The organism is Rhodococcus sp. AD45-ID, from assembly GCF_003023755.1.
GTDB classification, from domain to species: domain Bacteria; phylum Actinomycetota; class Actinomycetes; order Mycobacteriales; family Mycobacteriaceae; genus Rhodococcus_F; species Rhodococcus_F globerula.
Genome location: NZ_PYHL01000001.1, coordinates 2,094,478 through 2,109,664, shown reverse-complemented (window position 1 = coordinate 2,109,664; position 15,187 = coordinate 2,094,478). Strand labels below are relative to the sequence as shown.

The following is a 15,187-nucleotide window of genomic DNA, read 5'->3' as shown; positions in this document are numbered from 1 at the left end:
GGGAAATTCGGAAAACTGATCAGCGTCGAACGGACGCTCCGGCAAGTCCGGCAACGATGAACCGCTGGGCAAAAAGAAAGAGCAGCAGCATGGGGAGGACAACCATGGTGGTGCCGGCCATGATCGCGCCCCAGTTGTCAACACCCTCACTCTCTTTGAGTGCCATCAAACCGATGGGAAGAGTGCGCATCTGAACGGAATTGGTGACGAGAAGAGGCCAGATGAAGTCGTTCCACTCGTCGATGACAGCGATCAGCGCAACGGTGACAACCGCCGGAACTGACATCGGTAATGCAAAGTAGAACAGCTTGCGGATGTGTCCGGCGCCGTCGAGCTCTGCAGCCTCCATGACTTCCTTCGGGAGACTCAGAAAGTGCTGGCGTAGAAGGAATGTTCCGAATGCGCTCGCGAGTCCAGGCAGGATTATCCCCGCGTAGGTGTTGATCATTCCGAGATTGCCGATGGTGATGTAGTTGAGCAACAGTGTCACGTGCCCCGGCACCATCAAGGCTCCCAGGACCGCGAGGAAGATCCACTTCTTGCCGGGAAAGGGAAGGAAGGCAAAGGCATAGGCGCTGAACACTGCCAAGGTGACCTTCGCAGTGGCACCGACGATCGTGACGATCAGTGAGTTGACGAAGAAGTCGCCGAACGGAACGGCATTCCACGCGTGGCTGAAGTTCTCCCACGCCAGACGGCTGGGGACGAATTGCAGTGGCCACTGGTAGATCTCGCTCTCCGGCTTGAACGCCGACGAGATCATCCAGTAGAACGGGATGGCAAAGACGAGGCCGACAACAACCAGTCCGATCCAGGACAAGCGAAATCGAATGCGCGTCTTGTTCGGGGTTGTCGTTCTGCTGGGTGCGGACATCAGTAGTGCACTTTCTTCTCGACGAATCGCATTTGGAACACTGTGACGCCCATCAGGACGACAAACATCACCATGGATCCGGCGGCGGCAGTGCCGGCACTGAAGGCCTTGAATCCTTCTTGGTAGATGAACCAGCTGAGAGTGGTTGTGGCGCCTGCGGGTCCGCCGCTGGTCATCATCGCGATGACGTCGAAGGACTGAAAGGCGCTGATGACCTGGGTGATCAGGAGGAAGAACGTTGTCGGTGAGAGTAGCGGCATGGTGATGTGGCGGAATGTCTGCCATGCCCCTGCCCCGTCGAGACGTGCCGCCTCGAGGACGTCGGCCGGCATCGACTGAAGCGCAGCTAGATAGACGATGGCTACAAAGCCGACACCTTTCCAGATCGAGACGATGATCAGCGCGGGCATCGCCCATGAACTCGAGGTTGTCCAGTGTGGTGAATCTGCTCCGAACAACCCGAACAGCGCTCGGGACAGTCCGTAGTTCGGATCGAAGATGAACAACCAGATCGCGGCCACCGCCGCGCCCGAGAGGATGTGCGGCGAAAATGCCAAAGCGGAAACGGCTGCGCGTCCTCGTGATTGGCGATTGAACAGGCACGCCAGGGCCAGTCCCACGCTCAGGCTGATGCCGACAATCGCAACAACCCATACCAAGGTCAGGCGTAACACCCGGAGAAACGCAGGATCGTGCAGCAACTTCGTGTAGTTGTCGACGCCGACGAACAGCGGCGTCGGCGCGATCATGTCCCATTCAGTGAGGCTGAGGTAGATGTTGCCGATAACGGGCCAATATGCGAAGACCGCTATCAGCAGCAGGTTCGGGAAGGTGAAGAGCACAAAGAGCTTGTAGCCCTTGCGTTCACGCCTTCGGGTAGGGCGACCCCGGGTTGATCCGCGACTCACAGGGGCGGAGACCGTCGGCGGTGCCGGGCGTTGAGTTGTCAACGACATGTCGAGACCATTTCTTCCGGGGGTGTCGCTTTCTTGATGCGAGACGGTGAAGATCACATCGACGGTGTTACGTCTTCGTTGATCGCAGTGATCGTTTCACTCGTGCGGATGGTCGTCAAATGGACAAAACGGGTAGATCTCGCGAGTGTGAAATGTCTACGTGACGTGTCAAATATGTTGTTAAACAGTGGATTTAGTCGACAGTGCGTCTGCGGTTCTGGCGGTGACCGAGCTGAAGTTTCAGTTTGTCATGCCTAAGCTTCTCGACTCGTTCATCGAGCATTCATATCAGGAAGAGTGATATAAATGACTCGTAATCACACCAGCAACAGCAAGGTCTTGGATGAGTCGACGATTGATCACCCACACCAGGCAAGAACGGCTGGACGGCATTCTCGAATGCTTGATGGCAGATGAATCGGCGTCCGCACAATCGCTGGCCGCTCACTTCGACATGTCGTTGATGACGGTCCACCGTGATCTCGACGAACTTCAACGCCGCGGAATAGTCCGAAAGTTCAGGGGCGGAGTCAGCATCGAACGAACCAGCAGTTACGAGATTGCAGCACCGCTGAGGCGTCGCATCGCCACCGAACAAAAGTTGGCGATCGGCGCTGCTGCTGCCACCGAGGTTGCTCCGGGGCAGGTGATAATGCTCGACGATTCCACCACCGCCTCCCACATGATCCGCCACTTGATCGAGATCGAAGAACTTCGGGTTGTGACGAACTATCTGCCCTCCCTTCGTGAACTGTCCGAAGTGACCGGCATTTCGGTGACCGCTATCGGCGGCGACTTCGACTCCGGTCATGAATCGTTTGTCGGCGAGGGTGCAGCCAAGGCCGTGCGCGAACTGCGCGTCGACGCTCTGTACTTCTCGACGTCGAGTGCTGATCGCGACGGCATGTATCACCAGGAAGAGAAAGTCGTTCGGCTCAAATCGGAGATGATTCGGTGTGCCGGTCGGCGGGTTCTCCTTATGGACAGTTCCAAATTGGCGCACACCTCGCTACATCGAGTGTGTGGTTGGGACGTGATCGACGAGTTGATCACCGATGACGGTGCACCACTGGGGATTATCGAGGATATCCGTGCACAGGGTGTTGTGGTGCGCGTCGTTGGATCCGATCGTGTTGAGCTACAAGAGGAAGGAAAGTCCTGATGCTGCAAGCGGTCTTCTGGGACATGGACGGCACACTGGTGGACACCGAGCCGAGTTGGTTTGCGGCGGAGCGTGCCTTGATGTCGAGGTACGGGGTGGAGTGGTCTGACGAACAGGCAACAGCACTGGTGGGGAAGGCCTTGCCCGACTCTGCTGCGATCCTTCGCGCGGCGGGGGCGGATCTCACGATCCGCGAGATAGTCGATGAACTGGTGGCCGCCGTCGTGGCGGGTGTTCGGCAGTCCATCGAGTGGCGTCCGGGTGCCCGTGAGTTGTTGGCGCAGGTTCGCGACGCCGGAATACCCTGTGTGTTGGTGACGATGAGCGAGGCGCCGTTGGCGGAGGCTGTTGCGAGCGCGCTCCCACCGGGAACATTTCAGTTGATGGTTACCGGAGACATGGTCGAGCACGGTAAGCCGCACCCGGAGCCGTACTTGCGGGCCAGAACGGATCTCTCGGCGCTGACCGGCCCGATCTCCATGGATCAGGTTGTGGCGATCGAGGACTCGATTCCGGGATTGGCGTCGGCGATTGCCGCGGGCGCCGTCGCAGTGGGCGTGCCGAACGTGGTGAGTCTGAAGGAAGATCCAGGCGTTGTCCTGTGGGCGACGTTGGCCGGAAAGTCGGTCACGGACCTCGAGGAGTTGGTGGCTGGGCGAGCAGCGTCGCTCGAATTGCAGTCGATCTGAAGACGTGAAGGTCCCACCGCGAACGAAACTGCGGCGGGACCTTCGTGATTCAGTGCTTACACGTGCACAGCGGTGTCATCGGTGGACAGGCGGGTGCCGGTGGTCGGGTCGAAGAGGTGCGTGCTTTCGGCTACGGGAAGAACGTCGAATCGTGAGCCGATCGGCGGCGCACTATTTCCTTCCTCGCGAATCACCAACTCGTGGCGCTTGCCGTTGATCATGGTGTGGCCATAGACAAATGCGTCGGCGCCCAGTTCTTCGACAACGTCGACAACGACGGTAATTCCTTTGTCCACCCGCACAAACGACTCCGGCCGGATACCCACTGTGACGTGGGGAGTCAGTGAGGCATCGGCGACGGAACGTGGAACGCGGTACGCCGTCCCGCCGAGTGACATCTCGCCGTCGTCGAGGTCGAGATCGATGAAGCTCATGGCGGGTGAGCCGATGAATCCGGCGACAAAGATGTTGGCGGGACTCGTGTACAGGCGGCGAGGCGTATCTACCTGCTGCAACACACCGTCTTTGAGCACCGCAACACGATCACCCATGGTCATCGCTTCGACCTGGTCGTGGGTGACGTACACGGTGGTGACACCGAGTCGGCGGGTCAGGGAGGCAATCTGCGTTCGAGTCTGCACTCGCAGTTTGGCGTCGAGATTGGACAGCGGCTCGTCCATAAGGAATACCTGGGGATTGCGAACAATGGCCCTACCCATGGCAACTCGTTGCCGCTGCCCACCGGAAAGTGCCTTCGGTTTGCGATCGAGGTACTGCTCGAGATCGAGTACTCGTGCGGCTTCGAGGACCCGTGCTTCCCGTTCCTGCTTCGGCACCCCGGCGATCTTGAGAGCAAAGCCCATGTTTGCTCCCACGCTCATGTGTGGATAGAGCGCGTAATTCTGGAAAACCATCGCGATATCGCGATGCTGAGGTTCGACGTCGGTGACATCACGATCACCGATCAGGATGCGGCCCGAATCAACAGGTTCGAGTCCGGCGAGCATCCGCAGAGACGTCGATTTCCCGCAGCCCGACGGCCCGACGAGTACAAGGAACTCTCCGTCTGTGATATCCAACTCGAGTTGGTCGAGTGCGGGTCGATCGGTTCCCCCATATGAACGAGTTGCGCGGTCGAAAGTAACGCTGGCCATGGTGATTCCCTTCACGGGCAGGAACGTGCCCGACGATCCGAGTGAGTGGGCGAGAGTATCGCCTCTGTAACTGAACACGAGCCGGGTGAACGGAGTGTGGCGCACAGCAGAAATGCCGGGTATCGCACTTCCATTGAACTACAATGCAGCGCATGCTGATTCATCCGACACTTCGCGTACAGTCCTGGGGCTTCGTGATCGGATCGACGCTCTTTGCACTTGGTTCAGCCCCCTACTTGTCGTCGCTTTTCGGAGCAACGCTCGTGAATCTTCTCTTCTTTGTCGGGTCGTGGTTCTTCACCGCAGCGGCGATTGTTCAATTGGCGCTCGCCGGTCCCGTCATCATCACTGATTCGGGTAGGCCTGCGGTACGCGTTGTGTGGTTGTCTGCAGCGGTGCAATTGCTCGGCACCATCATGTTCAATATCAGCACCGGATCAGCTATGCGCACGCTCAATGTTCGTGGAGAGATCAACCTCGTGTGGAATCCCGACGCCGAGGGGTCGATTGCGTTCTTGGCGTCAAGTTTTCTGGCGATACTCATGCTGTGGCGCTCGAATACGCGCTGGGCGTCTCGATCGGCGGAATGGCAAAGTGTGTGGCTCAATGCTCTCGGATCTATCGCATTTGGCGTGTCCGCAGTCGGTTCGTTCATTCTGAAAGACGGGAACACGCTTGATCCCAACGTGGCGAACATCGGCACCTTTGTCGGCGCACTGTTCTTCCTGTTCGCTTCTGCGGTATTCCTCGGAAGAAGTCGCCCCGGTGCGCTAGTGGCGGAACCGGCCTAGCAAGACTGTGATGCTCGGAAGGACCCGCCTTGCGTGATCAGTTTTAGTCACTTAGACTAAAACTCATGAACACGGTGAAGAACGATCTCGAAACTGTCGAGGCGGCAACAACCTCGACCGAGCTGTTCGGAAGTGCCACCACGGATTCGGAATCGCGCCGGCAGGCGAAGCGTCAATTCCATTGCTTGGTTGCTGCGATCCATCCGGATCGGGCGCAGGCGAGTGATGTTGCGCGATACGCTGCCGCAACAACTCGGTTGAATGAGCTGTACCGCAGTTGGGTGGCGGAAGCCGAAGCAGTGCAGTCATCCGCGACATATGTCGGGGACAACAACGAGTACGTGTTGGGTGATGTCCTCGCCCGAGGTTCGGTGGCAACTCTCTACCGTGCGCAGGACCGATCCGGGGCATCTGTTGTGGTGAAGATCCCTCGGAGTCGGCGAGCGAACCCGCTGATGGAGACTGAGAGGTCGGCGCTCACCGACATCCGCGGCGCGCCGTACGTCCCGACGCTGGTCGACCGCATTTCGGCGGCCGACCCAGCTTCGGGGGAAGTTCGCCGGATCAATGTGCTCGATGATCTGTCCACCGGCTTTGTCACCCTCGCCGATGTTCGCCGCGCTTACCCGAACGGCCTCGATCCACGAGACTGGGCCTGGATGCACCGACGCCTGTTGCGCGCACTTGCGGCAGCCCACCAGGCGGATTGGGTCCATACAGCGATCGTCGAGGAAAATGTGCTGATACAGCCCGAATTACATGGCGTGGTGCTGGTGGGCTGGTCGTTTGCGACTCGTTCAGGAATGCGGCCGGCAGCAAAGATCAGTTCCTGCCGAAGTGCCTATCCGCCGGAACTTGGCGAAGCAGCTTCCCCGGGGTGGGACGTCTACATGGCGCATCAGTTGATGACGACTATGCTCGGCGACCGAATCCCCAGTCGTATGAAGACTTTTGCACTGGGGTGTATGCAAGACAATCCACGACTACGACCCGACGCCACTGATCTCCTCGGCGAGTTCGACGAACTCCTCGAGCTTCTATACGGCGAACGCACCTTTCGGGCGTTTACCGTCCGCCCAATCTGAAAGGCAGTGATTCATCATGGGATACGGATATTGGGACGACAACACATACCTGGCGGGCAAGACATTCCGTGCCGCACGCGGTGTCGACGATTTCGGGTACACCGACACGCTACGGTCGCGTCCGCGAAACAGTTGGAAAGCAGATCCCACTCTCGATCCGTTCGGTGTAGACAAACGAGAATGCCGGGATTCGGATGGACACCCTGATTCTTTGCCTATTGCAGTGCTTTTCGACGTCACCGGTTCGATGGGTGCCGTTCCGCGCATCATGCAGGACAAGCTCGGGAAGCTGCACGGATTGCTGCAACGCAAAGGATATGCAGACGACCCGCAGATTCTGTTCGGTGGAATCGGAGACGCGGATTCCGATCGGGTTCCCCTGCAGGTAGGGCAATTCGAATCGGGTAACGCGATGGACGAGCAGTTGCGCACCATCTTCCTCGAAGGGAACGGTGGTGGCCAGAAATCGGAAAGCTACGAACTGGCAGCATATTTCATGGCTCGTCACACGAGCACCGACGCTTGGGAGAAGAGGGGCCGCAAAGGTTACCTGTTCATCATCGGCGACGAATTGAACAAGCCGCGACTGTCGGGTCGTCACATTCGCGACGTGATCGGCGACAAGGTTCGACGCGATATTTCCGTTCCCTCGGTGTATCGGGAACTGGAGCAAAAGTGGAACGTCTACTTCGTGTTGCCCAATCAGTCGTCGTACTACAACGATCCGGAGATCGCGGACCACTGGACGGATCTCCTGGGTGAACGCTTCCTCAAGCTCGACGATCCTGCCGCCGTGTGCGAACTCATCGCCCTGACCGTGGGGATCGGTGAAGACCGCATCGACTTGAGTGACGGATTGGCCGACCTTCGCGATGTGGGATCGACAGCCGAAGCCAAGACGGTGCACAAGGCACTGGCGAGAATCACGAGAAGGACGCCCGCACGGGTGGCTGCTTTGCCGAAGGATCTCGGAACAGGCTCGGATGATGTCGATTTCGACTGAGTTAGGACACAGACTGAGGGAGGACACAATGGACGCTCGGAGTGACATTATTGTCGTCGACCTCGGCTTCGGCGACGCCGGAAAGGGTGCCACGGTCGACTGGCTCTGCTCACCGCAGGCGGATCTCGATGTTGCGGCAGTGGTTCGATTCAACGGAGGTGCGCAGGCCGCTCACAATGTCGTGAACGGAGAACGCCACCACACCTTCTCGCAATTCGGATCGGGGACGCTCAACGGTGTCCCCACGTTTCTCTCCCAATTCATGCTGGTCGAGCCGATCTCTTTGGCGAGGGAAGCGCGAGCGTTGGAAGCTGTTGGCGTGCAAGATCCATTCGACCTGTTGACCATCGACGGGCGGGCACTGTTGACCACGCCGATTCACGTTGCGGCCAATCGAGCTCGTGAGGATGCGCGAGGTGACAATCGACATGGCTCGTGTGGCAAGGGAATCGGTGAGACGGCGGCGTATGCGCTCGAGCGCCCTGATGCGCCGACTGTCGGGGACTGCCAACGGCCGGATGTGCTTGCTCGCAAGCTCGAGAACATGGCGGCGTACTACGGACCGTTGATCACCGACAGTCGTCATGGGTTTCCAGAGATAGTGGACATGGCCGACATGTACGCGGAATGTGCTGCAGTAGTGGATATTGTCGGCCCTGGGGCGCTGGAGTCCATCGGTGCACGTGGCCGATTGGTCTTCGAAGGTGCGCAAGGTGTGCTCCTCGACGAGTGGCGTGGATTTCACCCGCATACCACGTGGTCGACGGTGGAACCGTCTAATGCCCGCGCAATGGTCTCCGAAATAGGCAGGGAGAGTTATGTGCTCGGCGTGACCCGCACGTACACCACGCGTCACGGTGCCGGGCCCCTTCCGACGGAGGACAGCGCGCTCGGGGCGGTCCTGCCGGAACCGCACAACGGCGTCGGCGAGTACCAGGGGTCATTTCGGGTAGGGCACCTCGACACACTGCTGCTGCGGTACGCGATCGAGGTCTGCGGCGGCGTCGACGGGTTGGCCCTCACGCACCTCGACGCGCTGGAGCGTGCGACAACGGCGGGAACCCCGATCCAGGGTGTGGACAGGTATGACGGGTGCGCGGGTATACCTGTCGGAGAGTGGAAGGATCTCGAACACCAGGCAGCGTTGACGGAAGCGCTGCGGGCCATGTCGGCTGTGAGACGGGACGTTCCGGCAGAAGCCGAGCCGTTTCTCGATTACCTGGGTAGCGAGGCCGGCGTTCCGGTAGTGCTTACTTCGGACGGACCGGACCGGGCCGACCGTCGGCTTCGCGCCGGCGTGCCTGCATGATGGATGGCGTGGAACAGTCACTTGTCTCGATCGACGTTATCGCTCTGCGTTTCGGCAATCCGGAACCGGGCCAGTTGCGTTTTGCCGTCGCGCAGCGGCAGACAGAACCGTACACCGGGCAGCGTGCGTTGCCCGGTGTACTGCTCGGTGCGGGTGAACGGCTCCAGGATGCGGCTCGGCGAGCGGTGACAACCAAGCTCGGGCTACCCGATGACGCGATTCTGGCGAGCGGACAGTTGGCGGTGTTCGATGAACCTCATCGAGACCCGCGTGGTCCGACACTGTCGGTGACGATGTGGGCCGTGATCACTTCGGGTGACGTGCCTACGGGTGACATCACTCCGGAATGGGTGAGCTGGGATGACCCGGGTGATCTTGCATTCGATCACAACCGAATAGTGGCGGATACCCGGCCGATCCTTGCGGACTCTCTGTTGTGGCGCGATGAGGTCTTCACTCGGGCACTGACCGGTGCGTCGTTTCCGGCGTCCTATGCGTTGGCCGTCGCCGAGGAACTTTCCGGCGCCCGTCCGGACCCCGGCAATCTCAACCGGACGCTCAAATCCTTACCCGGACTGGAACGTACCGACGAGCGTGTGCGGGTCAGTACAACGGGTCGTCCGTCTGTTGTGTGGCAGTGGGGAGCAGACACCTAGAAGTTTCCGCGCATTGCCTGCTCACGCTCGATCGCCTCGAACAGTGCCTTGAAGTTGCCCAAGCCGAAACCGAGTGAGCCGTGGCGTTCGATGAGTTCGAAGAACACGGTGGGTCGGTCGCCGACCGGTTTGGTGAAAATCTGCAAGAGGTAGCCGTCCTCGTCTCGGTCGACGAGGATGCCTCGTTTCTGTAGTTCGTCGATGGGGACCCGCACCTTGCCGATGCGGGCCCGCAGCTCGGGATCTTCGTAATACGACGCCGGTGTCGACAGGAACTCGATTCCTTCGGCATCAAGTGCGTCGACGGCGGCCAGGATGTCGGCAGTGGCGAGTGCCAGATGTTGGGCGCCCGGGCCTTGGTAGAACTCCAGGTACTCGTCGATCTGTGATCGCTTCTTCGCGATGGCGGGTTCATTGAGCGGAAACTTGACGCGGTGGTCGCCGCTGGAGACCACTTTGCTCATCAGCGCGGAGTAGTCGGTTGCGATGTCCCCACCGACGAACTCCGCCATGTTGGTGAACCCCATGACGCGGCGGTAGAAGTCGACCCACTCGTCCATCTTCCCGAGTTCCACATTCCCGACGACGTGATCGAGAGCTTGGAAGATGTGCTCGGGTGCACCCTGACGGGCAACGAATGACGATGTGCGACTGACATATCCGGGCAGATACGGTCCGTGGTATCCGGACCTGTCGACAAGTGTGTGTCGCGTGTCGCCGTACGTCGCGATGGTGGCGAGGCGGACGCTGCCGTGATCATCGGCAATATCGTGCGGTTCGGCAATGACCCGCGCGCCCTGCGTAATTGCGTGCGCTATGGCTTTGTCGACATCGGGGACGTTCAAGGTGATGTCGCGGATACCGTCGCCGTGTACGCGATGGTGCTCGATCAACTCGCTTGCCGGGTCTACTGCTCCCTTGACGATGAAACGCACTGCGCCGCTTTCGAGTACAAACGCGTGGTGGTCGCGGTTACCGGTGGATGGACCCGAGTAGGCCACCAATGTCATGCCGAAGGCGGACTGATAGAAGTGGGAAGTCTGGGTGGCGTTGCCGACGATCCACTCGAGTCCGTCCCATCCGTGGACCGGAAAGGGATCCGAAGCGTCGTCGTATTCGACCAGTCCCACCAGTTGGCGTAGTTGTTCGAGATCGAGTCCGGCCAGTCGTTCCTCGTCGGTGATGCTGTGTTCGATGGTCATCTCGTGTCCTCCCAGCGGTGTCGATGCATGTAGCTAAGTCCGGCGCGATGCAGCTAGTCAACGGGCGTGCTTCCTGCTAGCCGTTTCGACGGAATACCGCTAGATGGGTGTGGTTTTCCAGTCGCTGTGTATAGGTTGGAAGCCATGGTGGAATCGGTGCGCAGTGCAGTGTCGATCGACGGTCTGGACCTGGCGCTGCTCGAAGCGATGCACACGCATCCGCGGGCGGGGGCACTCGAACTGTCGAGGGTGACCAGGGTAGCTCGGGCCACTGTGCAGGCCAGACTGCGCCGGCTCGAGGACGGCGGAATCATCGCCGGCTACGAGCCCCATATCGACCTGGCTGCAGCAGGTTTCGGCGTGCAGGCATTTGTGACCCTGGAGATTGCCCAAGGTGCGCTCGACACCGTCACGGTCAAACTCGAAGCCATACCCGGTGTGATCGAAGCGTTTGCGACCACGGGAGCCGGTGACGTTCTGTGTCGAGTCGCCGCAGCGTCGCATCAAGGTTTGCAGCAGACCCTGCTCGACCTCAATCGTTCGGGAGTGGCCACGCGCTCCACCAGCGTGATGGTTCTGTCGGTGGTTGTGCCGTTCCGGGCGTTGCCGTTGCTCGAGACCCTGGAGACTCGCAGCTCTGCCAAGGCGCCCGCGTATCGGGCGTGACTATTTCCCTGGTCAGCGCAGGTGCTCGCGGCGGGCCATCGTGCTGCGCAACCCTTCGGCGGCTGCACGAAGGACGGTTACCTGGCTTTCGGGCTTGAACCGAGTGGTGGGGCCGGTGACGCTGATAGCTGCCACCAGTTTGTCGTTGCTTCCGAATACCGGCGCGGCCACACACGTGAGGCCCGGCGCTGATTCTTCGCGTTCGAAGGCGACACCGGTTTCGAAGACCCGATCCAGCTGATTGCTCAGGATGCCTGGCGCGACGATCGTGTGCGGGGTGCGCCGGGTCATCGGTGCCGCGAGCACTTCGCGGCGAAACTCCGGATCCGAGTACGCCAGCAAAGCCTTGCCGATTGCCGTGCAGTACAGCGGAATTCGTCCACCGGTGCGCGAGGGGGAGTTGGCTTGGCGATGCCCACCGATCTTGGCGATGTACACGACGTCATGACCGTCGCGCACACCGAGATGCACAGTTTCATGGGTTCGCTCGTACAGGTCTTGCAGGAACGGCATCGCCATTTCCAGGAGGCTGCGCTCGAGCGAGGCGAGCATGCCGAGTTCGAACAGGCCGCCGCTCAGGCGGTAGCCGCCCTCGACGCGGTCGAGTAACCGGTTCGCGACCAGTTCACCGGCGAGTCGGTGGACCGTCGCCTTGTGCAATCCGGTCCGCGCGACAAGCGTTGCGAGTGGCACGGCGTGGTCGTCGGGGCGGAAGGCGCGCAAGATCGTCACGGCTTTACCGAGCACGGTGTCGAGGTTTGCGGCACCAGTCATTCGTCAATCGTATCGGTGAGTGAGACATCAGCCTGGCGTAGTGGGGTACAAGCCTGGAAAGTAGGGGTCATGAGCCAGCCCTCGAATTCCAGTACAGCGAGCGAGACCGACATCGCCGCTGCCGCGGATCGCCTCGCGACCGCCGCCGCAACCGGCGTGCCCTGCGCACCCGTGCGGGATCTGATCGGTAGTGAAGACCTCGTTGCCGCATACGCCGTGCAGCGCCGCGTCGACGAAATCCGTCGCAATGCCGGTGCCGTCGTTGTGGGCCGCAAGATCGGCCTGACCTCGGTGGCAGTCCAGCAGCAACTCGGCGTCGATCAGCCCGACCTCGGTGTTCTGTACGCCGATATGGACTTCACCGGCAGCGAGTCGATCCCGATGGACCGCCTGATCCAGCCCAAGGTCGAGGCCGAGGTTGCTTTCGTACTCGGTGCTGACCTCGTCGACGGACCGCTGGACAACGCCCAGGTTCGCGACGCGATCGAATACTCCGTCGCGGCGATCGAGATCTGCGACAGCCGCATCGAGTCCTGGGACATCAAGTTCGGTGACACCGTGGCCGATAACGCGTCGTCCGGCGTGTACGTCCTCGGCACCGAGCGTCACACCCTCGCCGAGGTTGAACCTGCTGACGTTGTCATGTCGATGAGCGTCGACGGCACCGAGGTGTCCACCGGCGTCGGAACCGCCTGCTTGGGCGATCCCATCGAGGCAGTTGTCTGGCTCGCCCGCACGGCCCGCGAACTCGGTCAGCCGTTGACTGCAGGTCAGGTCATTCTCTCCGGCGCTCTCGGCCCCATGGCGCCGGTTGTAGCGGGAAATGTCGTCACCGTGAACGTATCCGGACTCGGTTCGGTCACCACAAGTTTTTCCACTAAAGGGGACATCGCATGAGCAAGGTCAAGGTCGCGATCATCGGATCGGGCAACATCGGCACCGATCTGATGATCAAGGTGCTGCGTAATTCCGACTACCTGGAGATGGGTGCCATGGTCGGCATCGATCCCGCGTCGGACGGTTTGGCTCGCGCGGCGCGCCTGAACGTGCCGATCACCGCCGAAGGCGTCGAGGGCCTCGTCGGTCTGCCGAACTTCGACGAGATCGAGATCGTCTTCGACGCAACGTCGGCAAAGGCGCACGTCGCCAACAACGCACGCCTGGCACCGCTCGGCAAGCGCATGATCGACCTGACACCTGCCGCGATCGGCCCGTACGTCGTGCCGGCCGTCAACGCGGACGAGCATCTGGACGCACCCAACGTCAACATGGTGACGTGTGGTGGCCAGGCCACGATCCCGATGGTTGCGGCTGTTTCTCGGGTTGTCCCGGTGGCATACGCGGAGATCGTCGCGTCCATCGCCTCCAAGTCGGCCGGTCCCGGAACGCGCGCCAACATCGACGAGTTCACCGAGACCACATCCGAGGCGATCGTGGCAGTCGGTGGCGCTCGCCGCGGCAAGGCCATCATCATCCTCAATCCGGCTGAGCCGCCGCTGATCATGCGCGACACCGTCTTCTGCCTCGTCGACGCCCCGGACCCGGCTGTTCACGAGGAGATCCGTGCGTCGATCGAGAAGATGGTCGGCGACGTCTCCGCCTACGTCCCGGGCTACCGCCTCAAGCAGGAAGTCCAGATCACCGAGATCCCGGCCGACCAGCCGGTCGAGACGTTGCTCGTCGACGGCAATCGCCCCACCCACCAGGTGTCGGTATTCCTCGAGGTCGAGGGTGCTGCACACTACCTGCCCGCGTACGCCGGCAACCTCGACATCATGACGTCCGCCGGAATGCAGATCGCGGAGCGCATCGCCCAGCAGAAGGAAGCAACCAAGTGAGCAACCGCAAGATCTTCGTCCAGGACGTCACCCTTCGTGACGGCATGCACGCTGTCCGCCACCGCATTTCGCCCACCGACGTCAAGCGGATCGTCACAGCTCTCGACGCTGCCGGCGTCGACGCGATCGAAGTTGCACACGGCGACGGTCTCGCCGGCGGCTCGCTCAACTACGGTCCCGGCTCGAACACCGACTGGGAATGGATCGAAGCAGCGGCCGAGGTGCTCGAGCACGCTCGCCTCACCACGCTGCTGCTTCCGGGTGTCGGCACGATCAGTGAACTCAAGCATGCTTACGACCTGGGCGTGCGCTCGGTTCGCGTTGCCACCCACTGCACCGAGGCCGACGTCTCCGCGCAGCACATCGAGACCGCCCGCGAGATCGGCATGGACGTCTCGGGCTTCCTGATGATGAGCCACATGGCGCCTGCCGAAGAACTGGCCAAGCAGGCCAAGTTGATGGAGTCGTACGGCGCGCACTGCGTCTACGTCACCGACTCGGGTGGACGTCTGGTGATGAACGACGTCGCCGACCGTGTTCGCGCGTACCGCGACATCCTCGACGAGGGCACCGAAATCGGTATCCACGCGCATGAGAACCTGTCGCTCTCGGTTGCCAATTCCGTTGTGGCAGTTCAGAACGGCGTCACCCGCGTCGATGCATCGCTCGCCGGTCACGGTGCCGGTGCCGGTAACTGCCCCCTCGAGGCATTCATCGCCGTCGCCAACATCGAGGAGTGGGAGCACGGCTGCGACCTGTTCGCATTGCAGGATGCTGCCGACGACATCGTCCGTCCGCTGCAGGACCGGCCCGTTCGCGTCGACCGTGAAACCCTCACGCTCGGCTACGCGGGTGTCTACTCGAGCTTCCTGCGCCACGCGGAGACTGCGTCGGAGCGCTACGGCATCGACGTCCGCACGTTGCTGCTCGAAGCCGGCCAGCGTCGTCTGGTGGGCGGTCAGGAAGACATGATCGTCGACATCGCGCTCACCCTCGCTGCAGAACGTGACCGCGCATCCGCCTGACAC

General features: G+C 60.9%; 16 protein-coding genes. 11 read left to right on the top strand and 5 right to left on the bottom strand.

Translation table 11 applies throughout. The features are described 5' to 3' along the window. Nucleotides 1-19 precede the first annotated feature (19 nt). Together C7T36_RS09500 and C7T36_RS09495 are read right to left on the bottom strand one after the other, a co-directional pair. Entirely contained in the window at nucleotides 20-874 is an 855-nt protein-coding gene (locus C7T36_RS09500) for a carbohydrate ABC transporter permease (RefSeq protein ID WP_033236635.1), read from the bottom strand. Beyond that, on the bottom strand, nucleotides 874-1,830 hold the full coding sequence (locus C7T36_RS09495) for a carbohydrate ABC transporter permease (protein ID WP_051730728.1): 957 nt from the start codon (nucleotides 1,828-1,830) through the stop codon (nucleotides 874-876). Before C7T36_RS09495 ends, C7T36_RS09500 begins: the two co-directional genes overlap by 1 nt. 343 nt (nucleotides 1,831-2,173) lie before the next feature. Here C7T36_RS09495 and C7T36_RS09490 point away from each other — a divergent pair, with 343 nt between their 5' ends. Both C7T36_RS09490 and C7T36_RS09485 read left to right on the top strand, forming a co-directional pair. Next, nucleotides 2,174-2,992 carry a DeoR/GlpR family DNA-binding transcription regulator gene (locus C7T36_RS09490; RefSeq protein ID WP_045064910.1) on the top strand — a complete coding sequence of 273 codons (819 nt, stop codon included), beginning with the start codon at nucleotides 2,174-2,176 and terminating at the stop codon, nucleotides 2,990-2,992. After that, on the top strand, nucleotides 2,992-3,681 hold the full coding sequence (locus C7T36_RS09485; RefSeq protein WP_045064909.1) for an HAD family phosphatase: 690 nt from the start codon (nucleotides 2,992-2,994) through the stop codon (nucleotides 3,679-3,681). Before C7T36_RS09490 ends, C7T36_RS09485 begins: the two co-directional genes overlap by 1 nt. Nucleotides 3,682-3,737: 56 nt before the next feature. Here the strand turns inward: C7T36_RS09485 and C7T36_RS09480 are convergent, their stop codons facing one another. Then, nucleotides 3,738-4,835 carry an ABC transporter ATP-binding protein gene (locus tag C7T36_RS09480; protein WP_045066709.1) on the bottom strand — a complete coding sequence of 366 codons (1,098 nt, stop codon included), beginning with the start codon at nucleotides 4,833-4,835 and terminating at the stop codon, nucleotides 3,738-3,740. A 152-nt stretch (nucleotides 4,836-4,987) separates the two neighbouring features. On the opposite strand from C7T36_RS09480, the gene C7T36_RS09475 reads away from it, so the two are divergent. The 5 genes from C7T36_RS09475 (at nucleotide 4,988) to C7T36_RS09455 (ending at nucleotide 9,679) form a co-directional block, all read left to right on the top strand. Continuing rightward, nucleotides 4,988-5,626, top strand: coding sequence for a hypothetical protein (locus tag C7T36_RS09475; protein ID WP_033236690.1), 639 nt, complete (start codon nucleotides 4,988-4,990; stop codon nucleotides 5,624-5,626). Nucleotides 5,627-5,691: 65 nt separating this feature from the next. After that, nucleotides 5,692-6,711, top strand: coding sequence for a serine/threonine-protein kinase (locus tag C7T36_RS09470; RefSeq protein WP_045064906.1), 1,020 nt, complete (start codon nucleotides 5,692-5,694; stop codon nucleotides 6,709-6,711). 16 nt (nucleotides 6,712-6,727) lie between these two features. Beyond that, nucleotides 6,728-7,714 carry a hypothetical protein gene (locus tag C7T36_RS09465; protein ID WP_045064904.1) on the top strand — a complete coding sequence of 329 codons (987 nt, stop codon included), beginning with the start codon at nucleotides 6,728-6,730 and terminating at the stop codon, nucleotides 7,712-7,714. 28 nt (nucleotides 7,715-7,742) lie between these two features. Continuing rightward, complete coding sequence (locus tag C7T36_RS09460) at nucleotides 7,743-9,023, top strand: adenylosuccinate synthetase (RefSeq protein WP_045064902.1); 1,281 nt, start codon at nucleotides 7,743-7,745, stop codon at nucleotides 9,021-9,023. Next, entirely contained in the window at nucleotides 9,020-9,679 is a 660-nt protein-coding gene (locus C7T36_RS09455) for an NUDIX domain-containing protein (protein ID WP_045064899.1), read from the top strand. Before C7T36_RS09460 ends, C7T36_RS09455 begins: the two co-directional genes overlap by 4 nt. Here C7T36_RS09455 and hppD read toward each other — a convergent pair. Next, nucleotides 9,676-10,881 (bottom strand): 4-hydroxyphenylpyruvate dioxygenase, encoded by a 1,206-nt coding sequence (gene hppD / locus C7T36_RS09450; RefSeq protein ID WP_045064897.1) that lies wholly within the window; start codon nucleotides 10,879-10,881, stop codon nucleotides 9,676-9,678. The two genes, C7T36_RS09455 and hppD, sit on opposite strands and share 4 nt — an antisense overlap. 144 nt (nucleotides 10,882-11,025) lie before the next feature. Between hppD and C7T36_RS09445 the strand changes: the two genes are divergently transcribed. Next, complete coding sequence (locus C7T36_RS09445) at nucleotides 11,026-11,547, top strand: Lrp/AsnC family transcriptional regulator (protein ID WP_033236642.1); 522 nt, start codon at nucleotides 11,026-11,028, stop codon at nucleotides 11,545-11,547. 12 nt (nucleotides 11,548-11,559) lie between these two features. Here C7T36_RS09445 and C7T36_RS09440 read toward each other — a convergent pair whose 3' ends face one another. Then, on the bottom strand, nucleotides 11,560-12,321 hold the full coding sequence (locus C7T36_RS09440; RefSeq protein ID WP_033236643.1) for an IclR family transcriptional regulator: 762 nt from the start codon (nucleotides 12,319-12,321) through the stop codon (nucleotides 11,560-11,562). Nucleotides 12,322-12,390: 69 nt separating this feature from the next. On the opposite strand from C7T36_RS09440, the gene C7T36_RS09435 reads away from it, so the two are divergent. Genes C7T36_RS09435 through dmpG form a run of 3 tightly spaced genes read left to right on the top strand, consistent with a single transcriptional unit; the run spans nucleotide 12,391 to nucleotide 15,184 of the window. After that, entirely contained in the window at nucleotides 12,391-13,218 is an 828-nt protein-coding gene (locus C7T36_RS09435) for a 2-keto-4-pentenoate hydratase (RefSeq protein ID WP_033236644.1), read from the top strand. Beyond that, the gene (locus tag C7T36_RS09430; RefSeq protein ID WP_033236645.1) at nucleotides 13,215-14,159 is read left to right on the top strand and encodes an acetaldehyde dehydrogenase (acetylating); all 945 of its coding nucleotides are present in this window, start codon (nucleotides 13,215-13,217) and stop codon (nucleotides 14,157-14,159) included. Before C7T36_RS09435 ends, C7T36_RS09430 begins: the two co-directional genes overlap by 4 nt. Continuing rightward, complete coding sequence (gene dmpG, locus C7T36_RS09425) at nucleotides 14,156-15,184, top strand: 4-hydroxy-2-oxovalerate aldolase (protein ID WP_033236646.1); 1,029 nt, start codon at nucleotides 14,156-14,158, stop codon at nucleotides 15,182-15,184. The genes C7T36_RS09430 and dmpG overlap by 4 nt, the downstream gene beginning before the upstream one ends. Nucleotides 15,185-15,187 lie beyond the last annotated feature (3 nt).

Coding starts and splice junctions, on each gene's coding strand:
- C7T36_RS09500 (WP_033236635.1), bottom strand. CDS start 874: ATGTCCGCACCCAGCAGAACGACAACCCCGAACAAGACGCGCATTCGA.
- C7T36_RS09495 (WP_051730728.1), bottom strand. CDS start 1,830: ATGTCGTTGACAACTCAACGCCCGGCACCGCCGACGGTCTCCGCCCCT.
- C7T36_RS09490 (WP_045064910.1), top strand. CDS start 2,174: ATGAGTCGACGATTGATCACCCACACCAGGCAAGAACGGCTGGACGGC.
- C7T36_RS09485 (WP_045064909.1), top strand. CDS start 2,992: ATGCTGCAAGCGGTCTTCTGGGACATGGACGGCACACTGGTGGACACC.
- C7T36_RS09480 (WP_045066709.1), bottom strand. CDS start 4,835: ATGGCCAGCGTTACTTTCGACCGCGCAACTCGTTCATATGGGGGAACC.
- C7T36_RS09475 (WP_033236690.1), top strand. CDS start 4,988: ATGCTGATTCATCCGACACTTCGCGTACAGTCCTGGGGCTTCGTGATC.
- C7T36_RS09470 (WP_045064906.1), top strand. CDS start 5,692: ATGAACACGGTGAAGAACGATCTCGAAACTGTCGAGGCGGCAACAACC.
- C7T36_RS09465 (WP_045064904.1), top strand. CDS start 6,728: ATGGGATACGGATATTGGGACGACAACACATACCTGGCGGGCAAGACA.
- C7T36_RS09460 (WP_045064902.1), top strand. CDS start 7,743: ATGGACGCTCGGAGTGACATTATTGTCGTCGACCTCGGCTTCGGCGAC.
- C7T36_RS09455 (WP_045064899.1), top strand. CDS start 9,020: ATGATGGATGGCGTGGAACAGTCACTTGTCTCGATCGACGTTATCGCT.
- hppD (WP_045064897.1), bottom strand. CDS start 10,881: ATGACCATCGAACACAGCATCACCGACGAGGAACGACTGGCCGGACTC.
- C7T36_RS09445 (WP_033236642.1), top strand. CDS start 11,026: ATGGTGGAATCGGTGCGCAGTGCAGTGTCGATCGACGGTCTGGACCTG.
- C7T36_RS09440 (WP_033236643.1), bottom strand. CDS start 12,321: ATGACTGGTGCCGCAAACCTCGACACCGTGCTCGGTAAAGCCGTGACG.
- C7T36_RS09435 (WP_033236644.1), top strand. CDS start 12,391: ATGAGCCAGCCCTCGAATTCCAGTACAGCGAGCGAGACCGACATCGCC.
- C7T36_RS09430 (WP_033236645.1), top strand. CDS start 13,215: ATGAGCAAGGTCAAGGTCGCGATCATCGGATCGGGCAACATCGGCACC.